This is a genomic window from Aquimarina pacifica (assembly GCF_000520955.1).
GTDB lineage: Bacteria > Bacteroidota > Bacteroidia > Flavobacteriales > Flavobacteriaceae > Aquimarina > Aquimarina pacifica.
In genome coordinates, this window is sequence record NZ_JACC01000029.1 from 1 (window position 1) to 20,141 (window position 20,141).

Sequence of the window (20,141 nt, forward strand, 5' to 3'; positions counted from 1 at the left end):
CTTCTTTTGCCCAATCAGGGGCATCGTATAGCATATATGCTCCTGTCGAATTACCATAGGTATCTACCCGCAACTTGCCTTCTTCATTAGATATCGTACTATTCTGGTAGGCTTTCCACTCATCGGTGTCTATATCAAAAGTACTCATTCGTGTTAATCCATCTACGTGAGTATTATCTACTTTGGTCACTTTAAATTCATCTACATAAAAATGGGTGGTTTCATCCTCATATGTGTCGTTCTTATCTATATAGATTACAATGCTATTTGCTGACTTAATCGTATAAAAATATTCATGCGTTCCTGTAGACAAATCACTCTGTAAAGTATTCCACCCTAAATGATTACCATTAGCATCTAATTCTCGAATGTATAAACGTACATTGGCATTGGTAGACCCTTTATCAAAGTCAAAAGATAACTTAAACAAATCCATCGGTTCTACAGAAAATTCTGAAAGGTCATATTGTATCCCTTCCCAGGCACTATCTACGGTCACTTTTATTTTACCATTTTCTAGTACCGCCGTAGTGTTTGCTTTTGGAGTCCATCCTCCCAAATCATTAGCAAAATCTGTAAACACTACATTTTGATATACCTCATTACTATTAGTATCTTGATACGAAAGACGGATATTTCCTAAGTGGTCTTTGTACTGATACGTATATCGGTATCCGGTTGTTGTACCATCTGTTTCTACTACAGGCTCTGTATAGCCTTCGGGATGGTTAAAGAATTCTAACTCCCCATTTTTATAGATATAATTACCTGCATAGGCAGTTGTAGTAGTTACACTTTCTTCGGTCACGATTTTTTTCTGTTTTATACCCGTTGCATCGTAAATATAGGTAATATTTCCTTGATGATCTGAGTCGTTAATGGCTAACGTATTGGGCAGATTGAGATGGTTATAGGTAATCCCAGTGATCCCCTTATTTTGATCGGTAATCATATTACCATTATCATCATAGGTAAAGTCATTCCCTGTAGTATTGCCATCTTTAAATCCAAAGGTAGTATGCCCTGCATCGGTAACACTTTGTAGTTTGTTACCGCTATCATAGGTATACGATAATACATCCATAGCTCCAAAAATAGTAGCATCAGCATCCAGATTTCCTTTTCTACTTAGGGTTTGGATATTACCCATCCTATCATAAGTGAGGTTGTCTATATCATATCTTCCATCACTACTCATCCCTTGCGTAATTCTGTTAAGCGCATCATATCCATAGGCATACCACCGCTGTTGTTGATCATTTGCCGTTGCCCAACTCGTCTCTGCAATATTTCCGTTATAGAGGGGTGTTGCCCCATGATCGGCGGTGTTATAATTGATCTTGAATCCAAAAAGGTGATTGCTCAAATTCGTAGGATCATTAATTCCGGTTAGCCAACCTCGTATGTTATAACGATAATCGATATGCTGTAAACCATTGCCCACTGTCTTGGTATCTAATTGTCCTAACGCATCATAATGATTGTTTACCAGTACCTCAGCCTCTTGCTCATTGATGGTTTGGGTTTGAGTTAACAATCTTCCCATATGGTCATATACAAAATGATCTATTGTTTTAATAACTGGCGAATCTACTTTGGTATGGGTTGTGGTTTGTTCTAGTACTTTACCTACAAAATCAAGTTGCATCTCTATTACATCAGTATAGTCCAGATAATTATTTCTAGTAATTATTCCGATGGTACGCCCTCTACTGTCGTACCCTATCCCAGATACAATCCATGCATCGGTAGTTAGTACTTTGGTCATTGCAATGGTTGGCAACCCTTTGACAGTCATATCTAATGAGGCGTCATAGTTTGAGAGGTTACTTACTAGATGTAGTTGTGTCATCAATGATGGCAATTCATAATCATCATAATACTGTACTGTCAATATTTCTGCATTACTTAAATTAGGGAAACCAGTATCGGTATAATAGAGAGATGCACCACCTAACGAACGCTCTGAGCCACGATCCACCCATAACTGATTAGAAAATGCCGAAGCTTCGGTTTGCAATGCTTTGCGATCTCTACTATCCGTTAGTGTTCCTGTATACGCGACTCTACCTAGTGCATCATATCGTGTAAAAAGCCATTTTCCTGCTGCTTTTAATAAGGCATCCTGAGTCAATACGGGCTGATCGAGGGTATTGTATACAATGCTTTCTGGTGCTTTTCCCGGGATTTTCTTTTCGATCAATCGATTGCGATGATCATAGGCATATTGGTAACACAACGCATTGAGTTCGGTTGCACTCACCCCATCGCTAGTCGTTACTTTTGGAGGGAGCACATAGGTAAGGTTACCAAAGGGATCATATACGTAATAGGTATTATGAGCTATCCCTTCATTGTAGGTTCTTTTTAACACCACTTGTCCACGTTTGTTTTTGTACTCTTTGGTGGTATGATCGTTGCCCGAACTCCAGTTTTCATCTTTGGTAGTGGTAACAAACAATTCATTGGCACTATAAAACTCATTTTGATGCAACTGTGGGCTTTCGGTATCATCTTCATTATCAAAAATCACCTCAAAATATACCACATCACTTGCAGCATTTGTTTCCCAATCAAGCTTGATGGTATGATCACTGTCACTTGTAGTATCTACTAACCAATCTTTCCCCGGTGCACCTTGCTCTAACACTCTATTGAGTGGTGAACGCTCATAGTTTTTCTCTGAGTAGGGATTACTATTGTTGGCATCGATATCTTCTGGATAGGTGTTGGCATAATATGCCTTTGTATCGCTGATTAATGCCTCATGATCTCGTAATAATAGAGAAGAAACAGTAGACATCGGATCAGCATAAGGCAAATACTCTTTTGAGGGTTTGCCAAACGCATCATAAACTATCGGAGTAATCATATCCTGTTTATTTCCTCCGGCTTGTTTGGTAATGGTTTGTTTGGAGCGCCCCAAACCATCATAATAGGTAATTTTTTGGATCAGATCATCATCGGTGGTATTCATCAGGTTGATGCGCTCTGATTGTATTGCTTTCGTAAAAATATAGTTTTCGTCCATGATAATGGGTTGATTAGGACATCCGTATTCTGTTCCCTGAACGCCTACACAAAAATCATGAGGGTTGTTGGCATACCATCCCTGTGGTTTCTCGCATTGTATAATTGGTGTACTATTGGGATCGCCAAAACCATCATTATCAGTGTCCTCATACCATGCGGTTTCGGGATTGAGCAAATAGTCTTCATCATCACAATCTAAGTTATTACTGACATAAACGAGTCCTTCAATAGGATCTTCGCAAACGCCTAATTTTTTGTACACATCACCATACCCATCACCATCTGTATCTCCGTACAACTCCTCGGTAGCACATGCGGTTTGTTGTGAAATGGTAAATCCTCTATAGATTTCACCCACGGTAGATGACGCAGTAATAATAAGAGAGCGTTGTACGCCTGTATTCGCTTTTACCCAAATCCTAATTTTAGTGGCTTCGGGTTGCGTGATGGTTAGAAAATCAGACGGAAGTGCCTGTCCACCATTGGCGGTAAAGGTATAATTGTAGCCATTATAATCACAATTGGTGGTAGTGATCTCATATTCTTTAATACCTCCTTCGGGAGAAAAGGTAATACTATTCGGAAATCCAGTAATACTACAGTCATCGTATACAGGATCATCGTCATAATACGAACCATCAGTACCATCCTGAGTAACTAAAAATCCTCCGGTGGTATTATATCCATAATTTATCGCCATAACGGTTTCTCCACGACTCAAATTACCTGCATTAGAATCACAGGTGATCCGTATATAGGTGCCATTATTACTTAGGGTTTCATCAAGAATGGTAACCCAAGAAGGAAACGTATAGGTAAGTTGCGGGGTATCACAAGGCTCTGTAAAATTAATGTAGGTATATATTACTCCTCCTTCTATCGGGAAATCAATACGATCCCGAGAAGTGGTTAACCCATAACAAGTATCACACCCATTAGAATCTCCGGTAACTCCCACACATTGGTCATTATCATTCAGCACATAATCTTCGGGCTGGTCACATTGTGTTATATAAGTATTCGGATCTCCAAAATTGTCATGATCATCGCCATCATAATACCAACGTGTTTCTGGATTAATCTGTTCATTATCATCGTTACAATCATTATTATTGGTTACATAGTTAAACTCATTATCAGGTAATTCACAAATGATAGCGGTTTGATTACGATCACCATAGGTGTCATTATCCTTATCAATATACCATAATTGTTCACATTCATCTTGCCTGATACTAGTGGCAATGGTTTTATCATTAATCTCAGAAGTTCCTTTGATATAGACAAAGCGATCATCTCCTGCATTGGGATCAACTTTAATGCGCACGGTATTTACCTGTGGCTGTGTAACTGTAATCCATGAAGGTAAATTATCCCCAGAAGTGGTTGTAAACACCAAATCTGTTAAATCATAGCAAGCAGAAGACAGGTCTAACTCATACTCTTTGGTATCTCCTGATTGTGGATAATAGATACTACTCGGAAAATCAGTGATTCTACATGTATTGGTGTTTCCTCCACCTGTGCTTCCTCCGCCACTACTATTATCCTCTTCTGGTCCTTCTTGACTAATCTCAAAACCTCCCGTGGTATTACCATTGTTCATAATAGAAATACCTGCTTCTCTATCTTCTCCGGTATTTTCTGAACATTCGATTTTTATATATGTTCCATTAGGAAGTTGTTCGGTAATAGTAATCCAACTAGGTAACGTTCCAAAGGTGACATCAACACCACTGGTACAATAATTTGAAAAATTGATATATCTGTATTCGGTTCCTCCTTCTTCAGAAAAATGTACTTCACTAGAAATAGTACCTCCGTAGCACTGTGCCGAGCTGCTATACACAGCACACAGGGTAAAAATCAACAGGAGAACATAATGTTTTATATAGCTATGCATGGTCTTAGTCTTTGTAGTTATACTGGTTATACGATACGATTTTACCTTGGTCATCTTTTACATATTGCAACTTCCCGACATCATCATAATAGTAGTACATCGTATAATTCTTAGGATCGGTAATGCTAGTTACTCCAAACATGGGATTATAGGTATAGGTCGTAATTAATGCATCCGGAAGTAGGGTACGCAAGCTCTCAATGGTTGCCATATCCAGATCTGTAAAGGTAGCTACCTGACTTTCTGATACATTTAGAACATCTGCGATATCAGAAACACTCGCATTTTCGATTTTGGCAATGGGAAACTGGTTTTTGTATCCCCATAACAGGACATTGTTTGTACCATTGAGCATCGCGTATTCAACAATTTTATCTTTTTTATAGCGGGTTATCCGCAATTCTGTAGCCAAAGGATCATTCGTTCCTTTTTGTTTTTGAGTAGTGATCGGCAGGTATAATCCATCAGATTCTGTATACTTAGTAATGGACTTACTGATCTGTTTGGTATCCTCATAAACTGTTTGTTCTATAACCGGGGTAATGTAATTTCTTTCTGCCATTTCTTTATAGGGGCTACCACTATCTAATGTTGGATATTTGCTGATAGTTTTCACTTCTTTGCCAGCATACGTTACTCTTGTTTGCCCGATGATCTGATTCTTCTCATTGTAACTAAAAGAGTCTGTAGTGGTCACAGGTGAGGCTCCATCAACATCATACACGGTGGTTGTTTTTTTGACTGGATAATATGAATAGGTGTATTCTTTGATAGCCGCTGTTAATAAAAGCACATCTAAAATATTCGTCTTCAAGACAAAAGAAGGAATATTTCTAATATATTGATCAAATCGTTCGGAATCGTCTCTATATTCTGTCGTGGTTTTTTGAACCAGTGTATTCTGATTGGTATAGTGGAAAGTTGCTGTTTCTTTCCCTCTTTCTCTATCTAAAAGTGAATGAGGCATGTATGGGTCATTCTCGGGAAGATATCCTGTATACCCAGCGGGTAGATGATCAAAGTGGGATACACCATTAGTATCCTCTCCATAATTCGTAAAGAAATACTTGGTATACGATCCATCACTGTTTTCTTCTACCACTTCATCATACCCCACATGAGATCCTTTTCCTGTATACCCGTAATTTGCTAATGAATGAAATGAGGTCTGATTTATGGAAGCAGAATGCCCACTATTGGCATTATAATATCCACCTACAAAATTAGCATCTCTTACATAGCTGTAACTATAATTAGGAATTGCGTTTAGTACCCCACTTGATTCTAGATTAGACAAACTAGCTCCTTGATAAAACCCTTTCTTATAGTAATATTTTTTGGAGGTAAGTAAATCACCAAGGTGATCAAAATTCTTTAACTGTTGGATGCGATTTCCCCCTGTTATGCCATCTAAGAAATTCGAAGTAATCAAAGCATCTCTCTGTGTATTCACTACCTTAGCATAGTCATTGACCTCCCATAAAAATGTAGTATATCCACGCGTAGGGTACGTTAACTTCGTTAGCAAACCTAGTTGAGAAGAATATGAGTTTACAGCCTTAAGGTTATAAATCGAATTAAGTGATTCTCCATTAGCATCTTTGCCATTATAATACCCCCAATGATCCGTATAATTACCATTGCAAGAGGGGGTATATTGATCTATATTATTATACTCAAAATCATATCGCTTCTTCTGATCGTTTGGATCTTCTTTTTTATAATAGGAAGACAAGGTGAGGCGCTGATCTGGGTTATCTATATACTCGAATGTGTGAATCTCCTGAGAATCTCCACCAATATTATATCTGTTCCTGATGGTAATTTGGTTAAGCTTTTCGCCTTTTACATTATCTATATACTCATCATATGGATCATCACCAATAAGCCATAATTTGTCAAAATCGTTGCTGTATCCAGACGTTGTTAACAATTGCTCCTCGGTATAGGTAAATGCTTCTGCACGATCCGAAGAAAAATCAATCTCAGTTGTTGAGCTCTTTATTTTGGTGAGATATAAACCCCAATTATAAAATCCACTAAGGTTTTTTTGTAAATCAGGAATCTCTTCAGCATAAAAATCTGCCGTATAGTGTGTCATAAAGGGATCATTATTGTTAAATTTATCACTCCCTGAACTTGCTCCAAAATGAAGCTGACAGGTTGGATAACTTCTTTTGTACTCAAACTCTACTACATTATTATGGATATCAGTAATTTTAGTGAGTACCCAACTATTAATTGTAAATGCTTGATCTTTTTTGGCATAAGGTGAGGATAACTCAACACCATCATGTCCTCCGAATTCATATTGGGTACCGTCTGGGGTAGTAATCTTAAATCTACTAAACATGCGGGATTGAACCGTATTGATCCACGTTCCTGAAAGTTCATTTTTAGGCAGATATGAATTGATGATGTCTACAATCTCATCTTTATATAAGAATTCGTTCATGAATTCTACTTTGATATTTTGATCCGAGATCACTTCCCAACCTCTATCAGTACCCGAATAAAAGAAGGCACCAGAATAGCCTAAAAAATTAAACGTAAACTCATCTCCCATAATGTCGTACTTACTACCACCATCACTTAACAATCCTAAAAATTCTGGAGCTGTCCAGTCATTAATTTTATCTAAAAGGTCAGCGCCGCAAGGGTTTTCTATATCATTCCAACCCAACTCCTCCGGAAAAGGGTAATACGTTTTTGTTGTACCGCTTGTATAGGTTTGGAGATAGGTTTCGTCATACCTACCTTTAGCGTTTCTGGTAATTGCACCGGCAGGATTGAGTGTCCAGCCAAAACCTACCCAACCAGGAATGATCGCAGGTTTTACATTCGAGGGATGATAACTCAGGGTAATTGGTACATTAATAGTACCGGATGCCAAATTATATATCGGAATCGATATATTCGGCGTCCCTGTAAAAAGATCCATAGGCGTCTCGCCATAGGTTCCTAAACTTGCGGTATTTGGACTTTGGACGGTAGGTATCAACTGCCCATTTTGTGCGCCTTGACTATGTGCCGCAATATTCCAAAAGAATACTGCCATACAAATAATGACTACTTTCTGGTACAAAGCCCCTGTACCAACTTTCCAATCTTTAGTGGTTCTCATTTGTGATTTGTATTATTTATTTTCCTTTATTACTTACTTTTTATTGTAAAGACAAACTGCCCTTAAGATGTTTGAAATCATCATGTGATGTTTTGTTTTCTACTACAATAGTAAAACATCCCAGTTTCGTTTTTCGGAACTCTCCAAAAAAATCCGTTTTTTTCGAAATCTTTTTGCACGTTTTAGGAATACTCCCAATATTATATGTCGGGAGCTCTTGATTTGTTACTAAAAATTTGAATTATTTTACATCAGGATCGATATGATCGAATAGTTCTAGTAAAAGAAGTCGATTGGTTTTAGGGTTTCTTTTCTTTACGTTGTGCTCTTTTAGAAATTGATGTATCATAACTGTTAAGTGCATATTAGAAAAAGTCTCTTCTACATTTCTATTATCTAAGGGGATAAACTCAGACGCACCGGGAAGTGTAAAATACAAGGACTCTGATCTTGATAGTACAGGCAATAACCATTGAACACTAACCACATTCATGTGTTGACAAGAATCGAATAGATACCAATACCCTCTGTCCCCAATAGGACCAGAATTTTTGCTACATACCATATTTGTTTTCATAGAACGAATTATGGTTTTAGCATCGATAGGGCTACTGAAATCGATCAATAGCATTTCTATTTGCTGTAAAATCTCGTAAATATCAATTTTGTGCATCCCATCTAATAGGTGCAGTACTTTTTGTATCCTATGATTTTGGTACGTAAGCATTTATTTCATTTTAGTTAGTTGCTGTTTTCATTCATTTTTAAAGATGTTCCGGTGTTTATCAATGTTGGGGAGACATACCTTTGGACTAGTAAGATTTTCTAAAATCGCATTGCTAGGGAAAACTATACGATTTGAAAAAAAGGTAGCTTAATTTCTTGATAAACACAGAACATCCTTACAAACACCACTCACTCAAATCACATAATAAACTTATTAGGTATGGGGTGTATTCCTATTTTGAATAATTTAATGGCTTTGTTAGTTTGTTTCATGTTGTTGGTTATTAAGGAATCTAACAAGTTTATAGTCTCCCAAGGAGTAAGATTATCCTGGCTCGAAATATTATTTGAAGAGCTTGTTCCTTCGTTTTACCTTTATCTTGGAGCATTATGATCCATCTATATATCTGAATTTCATAGCATTTTTCATTGACAATAGCATCTATAAAATCTTCCATTTGTATGTGAAGTGATTGTAAAATATAATTTATGTAGGAATGTTGATAGTTTGATTTTTTTTGAGCTTTCATTATAAAATTTATTCAAGGTTAAAATGTATTTTTCATGTCTAGGCATTCAATTATTTCAAAACCTAAATAGTTAAACTCATGTTTAATGTTTTTTGTAATTCTACTTCTTATTTATATTTTTAAAATGCGTCAGAAATATCTTGTGAGACTCTTTTATTTTTTGATCTCGGATATTATGAGCTGCAACCATACTTTCGACTGCTCGAAATAAATCCTCTTTATCGGTGTCAACTGATTTTACTTTTTGTTTGAAATATGAATGAGATAAACCAAAATCTTTGGCCGCAATTCTGATATCCTCAATAGGTAATTGTATTAATATTTGATATGCTAATTGGGTTAGACTCATCTATTCGCTGTAATTTTGTAGTTTTGTAATTTGTTTCGTTTATGCATCAAAAATAACTAAACATTTCGAAATAAACAAAACATTTATAAACTTTTAATGATTTTTCATAAACAAAAACAAACAATGGACGCTGGAGAAAGAATACTAATGGTTATAGATTTCCTTAAAATTTCTAAAAATAAGTTTTCTACCAAAATATTAGGATTATCTGCTAGTACCAAAATAGATCATATTATTAAAGGTAGAAATCAATTAACCGCCGACTTTGCGAGTATAATTTGTAGAGCAGTACCAGAGATTAATTATGAGTGGTTATTAAGGGGTAATGGTGAAATGTTAAAAGATACTAATAAATCTTTGCTAGATATTGACGATAATGCAACTAATATTGATATAAATAATTTAGCGTTTATGGCAATAAAGTATGAAGATGAATTAATGAAAAACCCCTTATTCAAAAAAATGATCGAAAGACATTCGCTAATTATGTTAAATGACAAAATGCCAGAATTAATTGACAGAATATACAAACTAAAATCATAGTAAATTATCATCCATAAAACTTTTGATAATTTCTGAAGTAATCAAGTTTTGCAACATTTGTTTACTTATGTTTTTTTTTGTGGCAACATTTTTCATTTCTAAAAAAATAATCATAAGTTTTCTTTCTTCTTCTAATATCTCATCAACTAATTTTTTCTCTAAATTATTAGCTTTCAGAATGTCTATTTCCTTTAAAAGAGAAATTTCAAAATCTTTTGGACTAATGGAACCCTTTTCAAATTGATCTACAGTTTCTTTGTAATTCTTTATTCTATAAATAATATGTTTTAACATTTGTTGGCTCGCCTAATAAAATAATTACTTTTTCTTTAGTTTGGATTTCAAATACGACATACCACTTTCAATAACGGTTTCTTTATGTTGATTTATTAATATTAAGGTATTAATATATTTAATTATCTGTCTGAATATTATAAAGGATATACCTAGAATAAATAAAGCAACAAAGGTATAAGCCAAATAATTATAATCGACATCAGGAATAAATACCCAAGTCAAATAAAAAAATCCAGAGACAAAAGGTGAAAGTAATGTGTATTGTAGATATTTTTGAATGACTTTAAATCTCTCTAAATTACTAACGGTAGAAATTGTAAACAATATTCCAATTACCAACAGGAATGTACATAAATGCCCACCAAGTGAATATAAAAAAGTTTGATAACTAGTAAAACCAAAAAACCTATTTTCTAAAATTTCATCTTTTACAAAAGCATGAAGGAATGGCATTAGTCCGCTTATAAGTATAAGTAGGAAACCAAACTTTTCAATAAAAAATAGGTTAAAGGTCTTTTTAATCTTTAAGGCTTCTATATTAATGCCTTTTTTATCATCTATCTGTGGGTAATTCGACTCTATCTTTGTCGATTGATTTGATTTCCAGTATTTCATTTTCCAAGTCTTCATTTTCACAACTCATGACAAAAACACTAATTAAAATAACGGCTAGGATAAGGCTAATTTTTTTCATTTTTTCTAAACATTTTATAAGTTACTAACTTAAATTTAACTAAAAAATTTCTAGTTCAGTGTTAGGAAAAATGTCTTTCTTAATTAAGCCCTTAAAGCACCATGTTTTATTGGTATTCTGATCATAATTGTTTGATTAACAAATTTATTTTACAAAGAAAGTGATTTTTGTTAAAAGAAAATTACGGTTTTACCGCGTATTTTTTTCGAAACATTATGTACCTGTTTCGAAACATAGGTTAGAGTGGGGGAGATGACTACATTTTTAGGTTAAATAAAATACTGGAAAAACATTAAAAGTTGTGTGATTTCCGAAAATATTAAAATTTAAGTGTCATCTCTTGTATCATTTTTTTCTCTATTCGTTTTTGTATTCTCGCAATAAAAGGATTATTTGATGTGTTGGACGGTATTTTTTTGTTACTCACATGAAATTTTAAAATTGCTTAAACCTAAGTAGCATATAAAATGTCTAAAACACAAAATTTTATGTAGAAAATTCGATAGAAAAAAGTACGGTTTTGAAGTAGGGTTTTCCTGCATTTTCACCCCTTTTTAGTACTTTAGAAAAGCCAAATCTCTTTATATAAAGTACTTTGAAAAAACCCTACAGGTTTTAGAAACCTGACAGGTCTGTTTATTTTTACTCGGTTCTTAAGCTTTTTATAGGATTTGCTGTTGCAGCCTTGATTGCCTGATAACTAATTGTGATAATTGTAACAACCAATAAACCTCCTATCGCAGAAGCAAAAACCCACCATTTAATCTCGATACGATACGTATACTTTTGTAACCAAATATTCATGGTATACCAAGCCAATGGTGTTGCAATTATTCCCGCAATTAGGATAAGTTTAAAAAAGTCTTGTACAAACAATACCAAAATACTGGTTACGTTACTGCCAAGAACTTTTCTGATCCCAATCTCCTTAGTTCTTTGAGCTACAAAAAATGAAATCAAGCCATAGAGCCCTAAGCAACTAATAAAAATAGCTAAGCCAGAAAATAATTTTGATAAGGATAATAAGCGTTGTTCTTCGGCGTATTGTTTTGCCACGCGTTCATCTAGAAATTTGAATTGGTAAGTATACTCTGGGAAAACTTCCTTCCATCGCTCTTCGATACCTGCTAATGTAGTTGCAATATCCTTTCCTTTGATTTTGACGGCAAGTTCATGATATGCATGAGGGGCAGGTGCAATAAATACGGGGCTAATATCTTCATGAAAATTTTGATCATGAAAATTGGCTACAACACCTACAATAGAGGCCTTAACAGCTCCTCCACTGAAGTTTACTTGCTTACCCAATAATTCCTCTGAAGAAGCAAGACCTAACTTTTCTGCAAGCTTCTCGTTTACCACAACTTCGGTGATCGAATCAGAAACATAAAAATTACGCCCTACCAACAATTGTAAACCAAAAGTATTGATATACCCCTCATCTGCTAATTTTGCAGAAATCGAAAACTCCTCGTCTTCAGAACGGTTATGATATTTTATACTTGTCCCCCAATTGTTCTCTGCTCCTCCAGGACTTGATAAACAGGCGGTACTATACTTGACTCCGGCGAGTTGAGAAAGACGCTCTTTTAAGCCTTCCCTCTTGATATTTTCGATTTCTTCAGGAATTTCGAGCATTACAATAGCATCTTTTTCGAATCCTAAATCTGCCGTCACTGCATAGTTAATTTGTCTGCCAATGATTATAGTTGAAGTAATCAGTATAATAGAAATTATGAATTGAGCAGTGACCAAAATCTTACGAGTAAGCTTGCCTCCTGTATCTGTTTGAGTTAATTTCCCTTTCAGCGCAAGCGTTGGTAAAATTCTTGCCAACAAAATACCAGGATAGCTTCCTGCTATAAGTGCAACGCATAGTAATAATATCACTACAAAACTTATGAACTTCAAATTTAACAGTGTGTTTACCTCGAGATGTAATTCGAAGAATGCATTAAAATAAGGCAATGACAGTATCGCAATAGTAAGTCCCAAAATCATTGCAAAAAGACTAATGATAAAGGTCTCTGCGATAAACTGCCAAAACAAATGTTGTTTTACTCCTCCCAGAACTTTTCGAATTCCGATCTCCTTAGACCTTGTGAACGCTTGCGCTGTAGAGATATTAATAAAATTTATACAAGCTACCGCAATGAGAAACACACCTATCAAACCAAAAACCCAAAGCAAATCTGAATTGATGCCTCCTGCATATCTTTTGTCAAAATGAATAGTACTTAATGATTGAAGCTTGTATCGATGCACATTTTTACTGGTAGGACGATGTTTGGCTACTAATTCTACCAAGGTCTTTTCAATATGATCAATATTCTGGTTTGGATGCAACAATGTAAAACATTGCAAACTACCATTGATGCCTCCCCAGGATTCGCCGGACACAAAATCATCATAGCTTTTTAAGGTTTTGAATGACGGAAATATGGATCCCTTGATCACCGTCGTTTCTGGCAAGTCTTTGAGCACTCCTATTATTTGAATGGTTTCGGCATTATCCAAAATAAAGGTTTGACCCAAAGCGGTATTACTATCAAACATTTTAGTGGCAAAACTCTCAGTAATGTAGGCGGTATTAGGTTCGGCCAATGTTCGATTACTGAGTTTATCGATAAGTGGAAAATTAAGTATCTCAAAAAAATCAGGTTCTGCAAAGACAATATCTTCCTTTAGGCGTTTTGCATTATTTCCTTCAGTGCCATTAACCTGCCACTGCTCTCTTATGAATATTTTTGCAACCTTTTGAGCATAATTATACGCTGTTCTAAAGCTATTTGTAAAACCTGGCGGCACCGCAGCTTCATAGTCAATATCATCTCTATGCTCTTCGGTCACTATTCTATAAATACGATCAGAATTGGCATGAAAATTATCGAATTGCAGGTGATGATTTACGAATAACACGATTAAAATCGTACACCCAAAACCAAGTGCTAATCCTAAAATATTGATAAAAGCAAACACTTTTCGTTTACGAAGATTGCGCCAAGCGATTTTAAGATGATTTTTAAACATAATTCTTTCGTTTTTTGATGATTAACCCAGACCCGTTAAGTTTTCGAAAACCTGACGGGTCTGTTTATTTTTATTCTGTTCGCAGACTTTTTGTCGGATTCATAACTGCTGCTTTAATACTCTGATAGCCCACTGTAAGTGCCGAAATAATAAAGGCCAAAAACGCTGCCAAGACAAAAACCCACCAAGCAATCTCTATTCGATACGAAAAATCTTCTAACCATCTATTCATAGCATACCACCCCAGGGGCAACGAGACCAGAATAGCAACTGCAACAAGTTTCAGAAAATCAACGGTCAGTCGCAAGGTTATTTGACTAACACTTGCCCCCATAACTTTTCTGATTCCGATTTCTTTTATTCTTCTTTCGGCATTAAATGTTGCCAAACCAAATAGCCCTAAGCAAGCAATCAAAATTGACAGTAACGCAAAAGAAGCAAAAACCTTCCCTAATCGTTGCTCTTCTTTATAGGTGTTATTAAACGATTCATCCATGAAGTAGTAATTAAAAGGCTGCCCTGGAGCAATTGTATTCCATATTTTCTCGATACTCCCTATAGTAGAAGAAAAGTTTCCTTCTACATTTAGTCTAATTACCATTTTATCAGAATAGTTACCTAAAGAGAGGCTCAAAGCTCGAATATCATTTCTTAGAGATTCAAAATGAAAATCCTTTACAACACCAACAATTGTTGAAAAGGTTCTATCACTATTATCAATACTCGATAACCTCATCCCCAATGCTTCTTTGGGTGATACATCTAATATTTTTAATGCAGCCTCATTAATAATTACGCTTGTAGAATCCGTGGCAAATTGACGATCAAAATCACGACCAGCAATTAGTTCTATGCCCAAAGTAGATATATATTCATGATCAACGGACCAGTTCTGTAGATTTATAGCATTTTCTTGATTTGCAATACCGTCTTTATTAAAAGAATTATCTCTTCTAGCTGAAGGGGTAGGTAAAAAACTACTTAATGACGCGCTTTTTATTGATCCCAATTGAGAAACTTGTTCCTTAAAAGATTGCACCTTATTTCGGTCTACATGAATATCATTTACAATCAAAATCTGATCCTTTGAATACCCCAAATCTTTATTCTGAATAAAGTGTAATTGCTGAAAAACTACTAGGGTACTTACTATCAAGAAAACTGAAATTGTAAATTGAAATACGACCAATGAATTTCTCAGCCTATTTCCTCCTACATTATGATTACTTGTACTTTTAAGAACTTTAATAGGCATAAAATTTGACATAAAAAATGCAGGATACATCCCCGAGAGTACTCCTAGGAGCAGGGTACAAATCAATATGATAAGCCAAAATATAGGGTTTGAAAAGGGCATCAAAATTGATGTTCCTGCAAGTTCATTAAAAAAAGGCAATACAATAACAGCCAATATAATTGCAAATAACAGTGCGATAAGAGAAAGTAGCCCGGATTCAATTAGGAACTGTCTAATTAGTTCTATCTTACCCGAACCCAAAGTTTTACGAACACCTACTTCTTTTGCCCTTTTAAGAGAATGTGCTGTAGATAGATTAACAAAATTAACCCCTGCCAACACTAAAAGAAATAAGCCGATAAATGAAAGAATATAGATGTTCTGGATATCATTGTTAGGACTAAACTCAGGAAACCTATTAGAATATAGATGAATATCTGTTAAAGCAATAGTACTAAACCTCCAATAATTGCCTGTATCCAAAAATTGTTTCTTAGTAATTCCCGGATAATAAGCCTGAGCAAAAGGCACTAAGTATTTATCTAAGTAGGATTGTAGTCCCAGCTCTAGACTTTCTACCTTGGCTCCTGGCACTAGTTTTAGAAAGGTGGGAAAATCATGATTCCCCCAATTCTCTAAGGCAGCATATTCATTACCGGACATTGACATAAAAACACCGTGATTTCTCAGAAAAGAGTTTTTGGGCAAATCATCAATCACTCCGGTTACCGTATAAGTTATTTCATTATTTAATACCATTGTTTGGCCAAGCGCTTCTGCTGTTCCAAAATGTTTTTCTGCCACAGTTTTGGTAAGCACTAAGGAGTTTGGTTCTACTAGTGCAGTTTTGATATTTCCTACTAACAAATCAATACCAAACATTTTAAAAAAAGTAGCGTCAACATAAGTAACTCCAGATTCTTTTACACTATTAGCAACGTCACTTTTACGCATAAGCACACTCCCTTCTCTTTTAAATCGAGTTGTCAATTCTATTTGTGCAAAATCCCGTTGTAAAGCTGATGCCATTGAAGGTGATGCTTCAGAAAATTCATGAGTTTCTCCACCGAATTTAAGATCTGTATTAATTCTATATATTCTATCGGCATCTGCAAACATGCTGTCAAAACTCAACTCGTCATAGATATATAGAGAGATAAGTATGACTCCTGCCATACCTGTTGCGAGACCAAAAACATTGAGAAATGTAAAAAAGAGACTTTTCTTAAGGCTTCTTAAGGCAATTTTTAAATAATTCTTAAACATAATTGTTCGTTTTTTGATGATAACTTATTCTGTCTGTAAACTTTTGATTGGATTTACTATTGCTGCTTTTATCGATTGAAAACTTACCGTCGCAATAGTCATGATAAGACATAATAATCCTGTAATAACCAACGTCCACCATTCAAAATTTATCCGGTATGCAAAGCCCATAAGCCATTTGTTTAATAAGTACCAGGTTATGGGTGCTGCCATAACCCATCCCAAAAACACTAAAACCAAAAAGTCTTTTGATAAGAGATAGAGTAATTCTATAATACTTGAGCCCAATACTTTTCGAATTCCGATTTCTTTTGTTCTACTTCTTGCCACAAAAGCACTCATTGCAAAAAGTCCCATACACGTCAAAAAAATCACAATACTTGAAAAGAAATTTAAAAGCTTGAGATGTTCTTTATCTTGATCAAAAAAGCGATCAAACTTATCTCCTAGGATATTAAGCTCCATGGGTGTTGCAGGATCAAAAGAATCGTTTACCCTTTTAAGCGCTGCTATTGTTTCTGACCAATCAGCGGTTTTTATTTTTAGGGTATAATAATCAATTGAATGCACTGGGTTATTCCAATTTGCAATGATTAATGGTTTTATATTAGTTCTAAAATCTTCTATCTGAAAATCTTCTACAACACCTGCTATTTGTGCTAGAAATGGTTCCTTTAAGTTTTCATTAGATCCCCCAAAATTCGCTGAAGGCATCGTAATATATTGTCCTATTGGGTTTTCTAATCCCAAGGCAGTGAGCGCAGAACTGTTTATAAAAACTTTGGTACTATCTGAAGGAGCACCTTTAAAATTCGAACCTTTAATAAGTTTCAAATTATACGTTTGTAAAAAATTATCATCTGCACCAATAAACATCATATCATGGGCATCTGCAGAAGCTTGTCCTTTTCGTCTTGCCTTGACCATCGGTATGTTTTTCCATTCACCCGGCACTCGTGAACTTGTGCTAACGGCGCTTACTTCAGGAATTCTTAAAAACTCTGCTTTTATCGCCTTAAACTGTTTGCGTAAAATACGGCTATTGATATCGATAGTTACCAGTCCTTCTTTTTCAAAACCTATTTCTCTTTTTTCTAAAAAACTCATTTGTCTATTGAATACAACAGAAGCGGTAAGAAAAGTTATTACTGCAATGAACTGAAATGTAAGCATAACTCTTCTGAATGGTAGTTTTGAACCCACAGAAATCGTGTTTTTCAAAGACGAAGACATTCCCGAACGAATAATCAACCAAAAGGGATAGGCAACAGATAAAATACCTAGCAAAATACCAAAAAACAACACAGTTAACATTCCTTTGATCGGTATTTGGGTCAACCTTAATGAGGTCCCAAACCAACCCTGAACATGTGACTGTCCTACCCATAATAATGCGTATGCCAATGCCATTGAAATGGAAATCACTATTACACTTTCTAATAAAAATTGATATAATAGATTCAATTTTCCTGAACCTAATATCTGACGAAGTCCTATTTCTTTAGATCGATCTATAAAAGCAATATTTAATAACCCTGTATAATTAGAACATGCAACCAAAAGAATTAGAACGGCAATCCAGAAAAATAATCTTACATATAATCCGTTTCCCTTGGACTTGTTAATTTCTCCTTCTACATCATTTTCATAAAGGTGAATATCCTGTATTGCCTGAAGGGCATACGAACTATTAAAAGTCCTATCTGCTGGATAATTTTCTTTGGCTAGAGTAGTGATTTTATTATTCAAAGTACTTATATCAGCATTGGGTAATACCTTGAAATAAGTGATTAACTCGTTTCTTGACCAATTCGATGACATGAATCTATCGAACCAATTAAAAACTTCTGAAGCCATTTGATGGCTAAAGAAAACAAAGTTTTCTAAATGAGAGTTTTCAGGAAAATCTTCTAAAACGCCAACTACAGGATAATCTCCATAACCCGTTTTTAAAATTTTTCCCATTGCAGGTTGTTTTCCAAAGTAAATCTCCTTTATTGATTTAGTCAAAATAATACCATTAGGTCGGTCGGATAGATTAGTAGAAATTCCTTCTACCAAAGGAAAATCAAATACCTTCAAAAAATTATCATCTAAAACCGCAATTTGTTGATGATTAACAGTCGCTGGGTCATTACCAACATTAACCCTTCCCATGTATAAAATCTGAGTTTGATTACTTACCTCATCAAATAATAGTTTGGATTCATGCCCTATTTTTGGAGGCGATTGAGCCAACTCATGTTGTGTGCCATTTTCATCAGTTGTTTTTTGAAGAAGTCGAAAAACCTGCTTCTGATTCTGATCAAAAGAGGTTTCCTTTAAGACATAGGCATTAAGAAGGAAAAAGCAAAAGAATCCCATAGTAAGACCAAGGATATTGATCATTGTAAAGGATCTATTATTTTTAAGATATCTAAAAGCAATTTTTAAGTGATTCTTAAGCATAATTGTTCGTTTTTTGATGATGAGATTGATGAATATCTAGTGTATTTGATGAATGGTCGTCTCCTCAATAATAACCCCCCTATTAATCTCTGGATTTCCTTGATAGACTACCGTAGCTTCTTCAAAACAAGCAACGGATACCGTTTCTAATTGACCGTATCCCGCAAATATTGAAATAAGATAGAGTATGAATGCTACGAGATATGCTATTAATTTTGCCATGATTACATCATTTTGTGAATTAAAAAGAATAATTACGTATTGACTGTGAAAGGCTTATTTTGGCTTTCAGTCACAATTTGTCCGTCAAAAAGGTTAATTACACGGTGTGCGTAATGTGAATCCCTATCTGAGTGGGTTACCATTACAATGGTGGTTCCTTCTTGGTTGAGTTCTGTAAGTAAGTTCATTACTTCAATTCCGTTTTTAGAATCCAGATTTCCTGTAGGTTCATCTGCCAAAATTAATTTGGCTTTGGTTACAACTGCTCTGGCAATTGCTACTCGCTGTTGTTGCCCTCCTGATAATTGCTGTGGAAAATGCTTTTCTCTATGAGCAATTTTCATGCGTTCAAGTACTTGTCTTACTTTTTGCTCTCTCTCGTTTTTTTTCATATTCAAGTAGATCAGAGGTAGCTCTACGTTTTCGAATACTGTGAGTTCATCTATCAGATTAAAACTCTGAAATACAAAGCCTAAATTTCCTTTTCTTATTTTGGTACGTTGATTTTCTTTTAACCCTCCTACTTCTTGACCATCAAACCTATAATTACCCTCGTTTGGATTATCTAACATCCCAATAATGTTAAGTAAAGTAGATTTACCGCAACCTGATGGTCCCATAATAGCCACAAATTCTCCCGTTTCTACTTTTAGGCTAACATTATTAAGAGCCAGCGTCTCTACCTCTTCTGTCCTAAAACTCTTTTTTAAGTTTTCTATCTCTATCATTTTTTGATTGA

Annotated in this window: 12 protein-coding genes; 1 reads left to right on the forward strand and 11 read right to left on the reverse strand. The window is 35.1% G+C overall.

Translation table 11 applies throughout. The features are described from left to right. From DZ60_RS23150 to DZ60_RS0114725, 4 genes are all read right to left on the reverse strand, one after another. The coding region (locus DZ60_RS23150) for a DUF6443 domain-containing protein (RefSeq protein WP_161634426.1) at window positions 1-4,936 on the reverse strand (4,936 nt) is incomplete at its 3' end. 4 nt (window positions 4,937-4,940) lie between these two features. After that, complete coding sequence (locus DZ60_RS0114710) at window positions 4,941-8,060, reverse strand: RHS repeat domain-containing protein (RefSeq protein ID WP_025742803.1); 3,120 nt, start codon at window positions 8,058-8,060, stop codon at window positions 4,941-4,943. Between the two features lie 241 nt (window positions 8,061-8,301). Further along, window positions 8,302-8,787, reverse strand: coding sequence for a hypothetical protein (locus tag DZ60_RS0114715; RefSeq protein WP_025742804.1), 486 nt, complete (start codon window positions 8,785-8,787; stop codon window positions 8,302-8,304). A 629-nt stretch (window positions 8,788-9,416) separates the two neighbouring features. Further along, window positions 9,417-9,665, reverse strand: coding sequence for a hypothetical protein (locus tag DZ60_RS0114725; RefSeq protein WP_025742806.1), 249 nt, complete (start codon window positions 9,663-9,665; stop codon window positions 9,417-9,419). Between the two features lie 123 nt (window positions 9,666-9,788). On the opposite strand from DZ60_RS0114725, the gene DZ60_RS24330 reads away from it, so the two are divergent. Continuing rightward, on the forward strand, window positions 9,789-10,208 hold the full coding sequence (locus tag DZ60_RS24330) for a hypothetical protein (RefSeq protein ID WP_152537448.1): 420 nt from the start codon (window positions 9,789-9,791) through the stop codon (window positions 10,206-10,208). On the opposite strand, the gene DZ60_RS0114735 is transcribed toward DZ60_RS24330, so the two are convergent. The 7 genes from DZ60_RS0114735 to DZ60_RS0114765 all read right to left on the reverse strand — a co-directional run bounded on the left by DZ60_RS0114735 (window position 10,203) and on the right by DZ60_RS0114765 (window position 20,130). Beyond that, window positions 10,203-10,502, reverse strand: a complete 300-nt coding sequence (locus DZ60_RS0114735; protein WP_025742808.1) for a hypothetical protein — start codon at window positions 10,500-10,502, stop codon at window positions 10,203-10,205. The genes DZ60_RS24330 and DZ60_RS0114735 overlap by 6 nt on opposite strands. A 24-nt stretch (window positions 10,503-10,526) precedes the next feature. Further along, window positions 10,527-11,120, reverse strand: coding sequence for a hypothetical protein (locus DZ60_RS0114740; RefSeq protein ID WP_025742809.1), 594 nt, complete (start codon window positions 11,118-11,120; stop codon window positions 10,527-10,529). A gap of 721 nt (window positions 11,121-11,841) precedes the next feature. Next, window positions 11,842-14,229: an ABC transporter permease gene (locus DZ60_RS0114745; protein ID WP_025742810.1), complete on the reverse strand. Its 2,388-nt coding sequence runs from the start codon at window positions 14,227-14,229 to the stop codon at window positions 11,842-11,844. 70 nt (window positions 14,230-14,299) lie between these two features. Continuing rightward, window positions 14,300-16,732, reverse strand: a complete 2,433-nt coding sequence (locus DZ60_RS0114750; RefSeq protein WP_025742811.1) for an ABC transporter permease — start codon at window positions 16,730-16,732, stop codon at window positions 14,300-14,302. 24 nt (window positions 16,733-16,756) lie between these two features. Beyond that, on the reverse strand, window positions 16,757-19,180 hold the full coding sequence (locus tag DZ60_RS0114755; RefSeq protein WP_025742812.1) for an ABC transporter permease: 2,424 nt from the start codon (window positions 19,178-19,180) through the stop codon (window positions 16,757-16,759). Between the two features lie 36 nt (window positions 19,181-19,216). Beyond that, the gene (locus DZ60_RS0114760) at window positions 19,217-19,402 is read right to left on the reverse strand and encodes a hypothetical protein (RefSeq protein ID WP_025742813.1); all 186 of its coding nucleotides are present in this window, start codon (window positions 19,400-19,402) and stop codon (window positions 19,217-19,219) included. 32 nt (window positions 19,403-19,434) lie between these two features. Next, window positions 19,435-20,130: an ABC transporter ATP-binding protein gene (locus DZ60_RS0114765; RefSeq protein WP_025742814.1), complete on the reverse strand. Its 696-nt coding sequence runs from the start codon at window positions 20,128-20,130 to the stop codon at window positions 19,435-19,437. Window positions 20,131-20,141: the final 11 nt, after the last annotated feature.